Below are 6,279 nucleotides of genomic sequence, written 5' to 3'. Positions count from 1 at the left end.
TTATTTTTTCTTTTCTGCGTGACCGCGGAATGTGCGGGTTGGTGCAAATTCTCCCAACTTGTGACCAACCATGTTTTCTGTTACATACACAGGGATAAACTTGTTACCGTTGTGTACTGCGAATGTATGACCAACGAAATCAGGAGAGATCATGCTACGGCGCGACCATGTTTTAACAACTGATTTTTTACTTGCATCATTCAAGGTCAGAACTTTTCTTTCCAGGTTATGATCTATGTAAGGTCCTTTTTTAATTGAACGTGCCATTATTATTTCTTCCTTCTTTCAATGATATAACGATCTGACCCTTTTTTCTTGTCACGAGTTTTGTAGCCTTTAGCTAACAAACCTTTACGTGAACGTGGATGACCACCTGATGATCTACCCTCACCACCACCCATAGGGTGATCTACCGGGTTCATGGCAACACCACGTACCCTTGGGCGACGGCCTAACCAGCGTTTGCGGCCGGCTTTACCTAATACTGCGTTTGCTTTCTCGCCGTTTGATACCGAGCCTATAGTAGCAAGGCAGGTAGCCAATATCATGCGCGTTTCGCCAGAAGGCAATTTGATGATGGCGTATTTACCATCACGTGCAGATAATTGTGCGTAGGTACCTGCACTGCGTGCAATAATACCGCCCTGGCCAGGGTTAAGCTCGATGTTGTGGATGATAGAACCTAAAGGGATGTTCTTAAGCGGCATTGTGTTGCCAACTTCAGGAGCAGCGCCTTCGCCAGATACTACAGTTTGACCAACTGTTAAACCTGTAGGGGCAATCATGTATCTTTTCTCGCCATCAACAAAGTGTAGCAATGCTATACGTGCCGAACGGTTTGGATCATATTCAATTGTTGCAACTTTTGCAGGGATGTTAAACTTATTACGTTTAAAATCAATTAACCTGTATGCTTGCTTGTGGCCACCGCCTAAATAGCGCATGGTCATTTTACCGCTGTGGTTACGTCCGCCAGACCTTGTGTTGGCCGCTACAACTAACGACTTTTCAGGTACGTTGGTTGTAATATCAGAATTTGATACATCAATTCTGAAACGGGTACCCGGTGTAACCGGTTTAAATCTCTTTACTGCCATGTCTTAATTATATATTGCTGTAAAAATCTATTGTTTCACCATCTTTCAGCGTAACGATGGCCTTTTTGTATGTTGCGGCGCGGCCTGTAACTGCACCCGCTTTTGTGTTGCGGCTTTTAAGCTTGCCTACATACTTCATTGTGTTAACTGCTGTAATATTAACACCGTACATAGCTTCAATAGCGCCTTTGATCTGAATTTTGTTTGCTCTGTGATCAACTTTGAAAGCATAACGGTTAAGCTTCTCAGTTAATTGAGTTACCTTTTCAGTAAGTAAGGGTTTCTTTAAAATTTCCATAATTACTTAGCTAATGCTTCCTCCAAAGTTTTAACAGCACCTGTAGTAAGGATAAGTTTACCAGCGTTTAACACATCGTAAGTGTTAAGCTGCTCAACAGAGATCACCTTAGTTTTTTTCAGGTTACGGCTTGATAAATACACATTGTTGTTTTCTACACCTGCTAATACCAGTAACGTTTTATCGTTGGTAACATTCAGGTCAGCTTCCATCTGGATATAAGTCTTGGTTTTGATGGCGTCAAAGCTGAAGTCTTCAAGAACCAGGATGTTGTTATCCTGTGCTTTGTATGATAAGGCAGATGCACGTGCCAATGATTTAAGCTTTTTGTTCAGCTTAAAGCTATAGTCGCGCGGTTGCGGGCCAAATACACGTCCACCACCATTAAACAATGGAGATTTGATGCTACCTGCACGGGCACCGCCGGTACCTTTTTGTTTATGTAATTTGCGGGTACTCCCTGCAATTTCATTACGTTGTTTTGATTTGTGCGTACCCTGGCGCTGGTTAGCCAAGAACTGCTTTACATCTAAGTAAATAGCATGATCGTTAGGCTCTACACCGAATACGGACTCAGGCAGTTGCACCTTGGCACCTGTTTCTTTACCTGATAGATTTAATACGTTGATTTCCATCTTATTTATCCACTATTACGAATGAACCCTTAGCACCGGGAATAGAACCTTTAACCACAATTAGGTTTTGCTCAGAAAATACTTTAACCACTTCAAGGTTTTGTACTTTAACACGAACGTTACCCATTTGACCTGCCATGCGCATTCCTTTGAATACACGTGAAGGCCATGAAGACGCACCCAGTGAACCTGGAGCACGTAAACGATTGTGCTGACCGTGAGTTTGCATACCCACACCACCAAAACCGTGACGTTTTACAACACCCTGAAATCCTTTACCTTTTGAAGTACCTACAACATCAACGTAATCTCCGGCAGCGAAAATGTCTACAGTGATGGTATCACCAAGAGCTTTTTCATCTTCGAAAGTTTTAAATTCAACTAATTTACGTTTTGGAGTTGTACCGGCTTTTTGGAAATGGCCTTTTAACGGACCAGAGGTGTTTTTTTCCTTCTTCTCGCCATACGCTAACTGAACAGCAGCGTATCCGTCTGTGTCAACAGACCTGATCTGAGTTACTACGCAAGGGCCAGCTTCGATTACTGTACACGGAATGTTTTTCCCTGTCTCATCGAAAATGCTGGTCATTCCTACTTTTTTACCAATTATTCCTGACATTTTCTTTATTTTATTTGTGCCCATCGAAGCAGTAGGGCTTCGTTCAAGGCATATTATTTCCCCCTTAAGGGACGGCAAAGATAGGAATTTTGTATTAATTGTCAAATACTTAACAAGTTATTTTTAAATATTTATCGGGTATAATAAAATCAGGTAACGAATTTCTCAAAATGCTGCTTTTTAGGTATTTGATATTTGTTGATATTGGGCTTATCAAGCAATTATGAAATCTTAATATCCTACAGCCGGGCAGTGATAAGGTTGCAACAGGAAAGATCGGATAGTATCCCAATGCATACTTTTTTTTGTTATTTTGCCAATATGAATTTTTACACCCGCAAATGGGTTAAACCCGAAGACCTTAATGCTCATGGTACACTATTTGGCGGCCGCCTGCTTAGCTGGATTGATGAAGAAGCCGCCATTTATGCCATTATACAACTTGGCACAAACGGCTGTGTAACCAAATATATGTCTGAGATAAATTTTATTAGTTCGGCAAAGCAGGGCGATATTATCGAATTAGGCATCAAGGCTACCGGCTTTGGTCATACCTCTATCAGCCTAACCTGCCAGGTGCGTAATAAGATCACCCACCGTGTTATAGTTACGGTAGATAAAATCGTTTTTGTAAGCCTGGACGAAGCCGGCAAACCCGTAGCGCACAATAAAACGGCTATCCATTATACAGATGAGCGGTTAAGGGAAGATGATTAAAGGTTACAATCCTGAGACCCGACTTAGAATCTCCGAATCAGTAATTGTATCTGATTCAGATTTATCATAGATAGAAAGAAGGAAGATCCTTTCTTCAACAATCTTAACATAGGTAATTACTCGCGCACCTCCTGACTTTCCTTTACCTTTAGAAGAGATGGCTAGTCTTATTTTATAACAGTTATTCCCAAGGGGTATACCAAAACTTGGATTGTTTTTTAGAGTGGATATTAATTTTATCAGATCTGCCTTTAAAGACAAGTGCTTTTTAACAAGCCGCTTTAATTCTTTTTCAAATCTTTCGGTAGGAATAATGTTAAAGCTCATTCAAAAGCTGTTCTATCGATTTTGCGTCTATTTTGTCCTCTTGGTACAACTTTACAAACTTTGCCGACTCCTCTAAGTCATTCAAAATTTGCTTTTTTTTAATTGCTTTGCTTTGCTTTTGATTGGAGTCAATAACCGTCACTTTCCCTCCTAATTGCTTAGCCAAATCAGCAAGCGTTTTGCCTGCCTTATCAGATATTTCGATTGTGAGCGTTGTCATAAAACAAATTTAACATGAATTCCCCATATTAGTCAATTTATTGAGGAATTACTCTCCGGGCAACTCCTTGCCTATATATATAGTAATGGTAAAGATGGTAGACAAGCATAGTTAAATTAAAACCCGTAGCGCACAATAAAACCGCAATACATTATAAAGATGAGCGGTTAAGGGAGGATGATTAAGGATGTAATTAGAGTCGTTTGCAACACCGAATATTCCTGAAAGGAGTGCTAACCCAGTGTTTTAATAAAATATTGATTATTAGTTCTTTAAGAATTATTTTTAATTAAAAGTGTTAACCTTTGTACACTTTTTAAGGTATAGTTTACCCCATCATCAGCCTTTTGATCTATCACAGTAGTCCGTTTAAGTTGCTCCACGTATTCATAAAACTTGCAAAACGACAGCCAAAATTCAAATCGGATCTGCTATCAACACGGCACGAATTAAGTTTAATTAAGATTATAATTCCTTGATGAATGACTTTTTTCTATTTTAGTTCAAAACTTTATTAAATGAAAAAATCGTTACTTATCATCACTCTACTATTTCCATTTATTGCGTCCGCGCAAAAATTGCAGAAGCCAGCAATTGACAAATTAACCGGTGACACCACCTGGACAACTTCGAGAGAAAAACTTTTTTTGCATGGCAATTATTTAACCGGCCAGGGCGAAGCCGCCCTTTGTTTTTTAAGGGCTGCTAAAGGTTCAAAAGATTTAATTATTAACCTTCAGGTGATGAATAAATCGAATTACCCTTCGATGGTTACCGGAAGCAAAGCTTATTTTAAATTTGCAGATAATTCAACTGTAGTACTTACCTGTGCAGCTAACGATTCCATATTTCAAGCAGCGATTTGGCTGTGTTAGGAAGCACGTACGGTTTATATACCTTAAAAGCTGATGATATTGCCAAGTTAACATCGTCAGACCTGACGTTTTTAAGAGTCGAAACTACTACCGGAAATTTTGATTGCGACATAAAATCCAAGAATGCCGAAATGTTTAAAAAGCAGTTTGCTTTAATTGCAAGCCATTAATATAAATGGGGACATAATAAAGAAAGTCCTTGTTAAACCTGGGCTTTCTTTATTATAAATTTCTGTTATTACCCCATCATCAGCCTTTTGATCAGTTCGGCGCTTTGCTTATTGCCCTCCTCTAGCCGGCCTGCAAAAAACGACTGCACTTCATTAAAGTGCTTCTTGTAGCCTTCCATATCGCCATAACCTATTATAGCGCTCCACTCCCGCACAGCAGAGTGAAATTCTAGGTCGTCGCCGCGGATGGTTTTGTCATACAGGGCTGTCATGATAGATTCCTCTAACAACTCTTCATTCTTAAACAGGTATTCAGCAATCCCTAACCGCAAGCGGAAAGGCGGGGTCTGGCAGATGAGGTTATCGTAAGGATTAACTCCAAGATGATACCAGGCATCAACCATACTTAATATACTCAGATGGGAATTAGGCTTCTGATGGCCGGCATCCTTAGCTAAAGAAAACTCGCGCATTACGGCATCGTTAAACATAATGGGCTTGCGGCTTTCATGAAACACAAAATCTCGCGCCTTATAGATCCGGTCGCGAAAGGCCTGCTCTTCCTCGCGGATCATTAACTTAAATAACTCCGATTCGGAATTGGCGTATTGCTTTACCTGCTGCCGGGCATAAGGGTTTAAGATAGCCAGGCCTGCATATACGTGGGCTTTGTAACTAAATATCCGCAGTGTAGTCAGTATTTTAACATTGTCTATCCCGCCAATGTAAGAGGCATTCTCCCACGGGAAAAAGCCTGCAGCTTTCCAGGCGGTGCCCATACTTTCGAAGCCTACGTGGGTTACAGCCTGTGTATCCGCTACAATTTTATCGTGCTCATGGTAATCGGCTATCTCTACAATGTCGGTTTCAATAGCTGTAAACAGATCAAACATCTGTTGATAAGCTTCACGCTCGCCCCGATGCGGAATCAGGATCAGCTTCTGCCCTTTCGGTTCAAAGCCCGGGCCGTGCATGGCATGGAACGTTACAATCTGCGCATCGGCAGGCAGGTATTTTTCAAATATGGCTATCTCGGGGTGCTTTACAGAAGTTTGCCCCGCTACGATAGCGCCAAACTTGGTCGACGGGCCGCATTGAGCCACCACGTCCTCCAGTTTATCAGCTTCTACCGAATAGATGATCAGGTCGCTAATACGGGCAACATCTTTACCATCATCCATCAGGGTAATACCTAATGGGTTTAGCTCCTCTTCTAACCTTTCGCGGTTTACAGGCATATCGCAACCGCAAACAGCATAACCCGCTTTTGAAAAAGCTTTGGCATACAAACGGCCCATATCGCCCAAACCTATAACACCTA

The 6,279-nt window shown here is 41.1% G+C and carries 10 protein-coding genes; 2 read left to right on the top strand and 8 right to left on the bottom strand.

Annotated elements, in window-relative coordinates; genetic code table 11:
• The 5 genes from rpsS to rplC are packed head-to-tail and all read right to left on the bottom strand — an operon-like array spanning window position 1 to window position 2,649.
• On the bottom strand, window positions 1-267 hold the full coding sequence (gene rpsS / locus ACE5CV_RS11975; protein WP_067059750.1) for a 30S ribosomal protein S19: 267 nt from the start codon (window positions 265-267) through the stop codon (window positions 1-3).
• Between the two features lie 2 nt (window positions 268-269).
• Entirely contained in the window at window positions 270-1,097 is an 828-nt protein-coding gene (gene rplB, locus ACE5CV_RS11970; RefSeq protein ID WP_374950413.1) for a 50S ribosomal protein L2, read from the bottom strand.
• Window positions 1,098-1,104: 7 nt separating this feature from the next.
• Window positions 1,105-1,395 (bottom strand): 50S ribosomal protein L23, encoded by a 291-nt coding sequence (gene rplW / locus ACE5CV_RS11965; protein ID WP_374950412.1) that lies wholly within the window; start codon window positions 1,393-1,395, stop codon window positions 1,105-1,107.
• A gap of 2 nt (window positions 1,396-1,397) precedes the next feature.
• Window positions 1,398-2,030, bottom strand: coding sequence for a 50S ribosomal protein L4 (gene rplD / locus ACE5CV_RS11960; protein WP_374950411.1), 633 nt, complete (start codon window positions 2,028-2,030; stop codon window positions 1,398-1,400).
• 1 nt (window position 2,031) lies between these two features.
• The gene (gene rplC, locus ACE5CV_RS11955) at window positions 2,032-2,649 is read right to left on the bottom strand and encodes a 50S ribosomal protein L3 (protein ID WP_374950410.1); all 618 of its coding nucleotides are present in this window, start codon (window positions 2,647-2,649) and stop codon (window positions 2,032-2,034) included.
• Between the two features lie 321 nt (window positions 2,650-2,970).
• On the opposite strand from rplC, the gene ACE5CV_RS11950 reads away from it, so the two are divergent.
• Window positions 2,971-3,366, top strand: coding sequence for an acyl-CoA thioesterase (locus ACE5CV_RS11950; protein WP_374950409.1), 396 nt, complete (start codon window positions 2,971-2,973; stop codon window positions 3,364-3,366).
• Window positions 3,367-3,369: 3 nt separating this feature from the next.
• On the opposite strand, the gene ACE5CV_RS11945 is transcribed toward ACE5CV_RS11950, so the two are convergent.
• Window positions 3,370-3,693, bottom strand: a complete 324-nt coding sequence (locus ACE5CV_RS11945) for a type II toxin-antitoxin system RelE/ParE family toxin (RefSeq protein ID WP_374950408.1) — start codon at window positions 3,691-3,693, stop codon at window positions 3,370-3,372.
• Window positions 3,683-3,913, bottom strand: a complete 231-nt coding sequence (locus ACE5CV_RS11940) for a hypothetical protein (RefSeq protein ID WP_374950407.1) — start codon at window positions 3,911-3,913, stop codon at window positions 3,683-3,685. Before ACE5CV_RS11940 ends, ACE5CV_RS11945 begins: the two co-directional genes overlap by 11 nt.
• Before the next feature lie 518 nt (window positions 3,914-4,431).
• Here ACE5CV_RS11940 and ACE5CV_RS11935 point away from each other — a divergent pair.
• The gene (locus ACE5CV_RS11935) at window positions 4,432-4,788 is read left to right on the top strand and encodes a hypothetical protein (protein WP_374950406.1); all 357 of its coding nucleotides are present in this window, start codon (window positions 4,432-4,434) and stop codon (window positions 4,786-4,788) included.
• Window positions 4,789-5,026: 238 nt separating this feature from the next.
• Here ACE5CV_RS11935 and ACE5CV_RS11930 read toward each other — a convergent pair.
• On the bottom strand, window positions 5,027-6,279 hold a 1,253-nt coding region (locus tag ACE5CV_RS11930; protein WP_374950405.1), incomplete at its 5' end, for an NAD(P)-binding domain-containing protein.

Source organism: Mucilaginibacter sp., assembly GCF_964263795.1.
Taxonomy (GTDB): domain Bacteria; phylum Bacteroidota; class Bacteroidia; order Sphingobacteriales; family Sphingobacteriaceae; genus Mucilaginibacter.
This window is presented reverse-complemented; position numbering and strand designations above follow the sequence as displayed.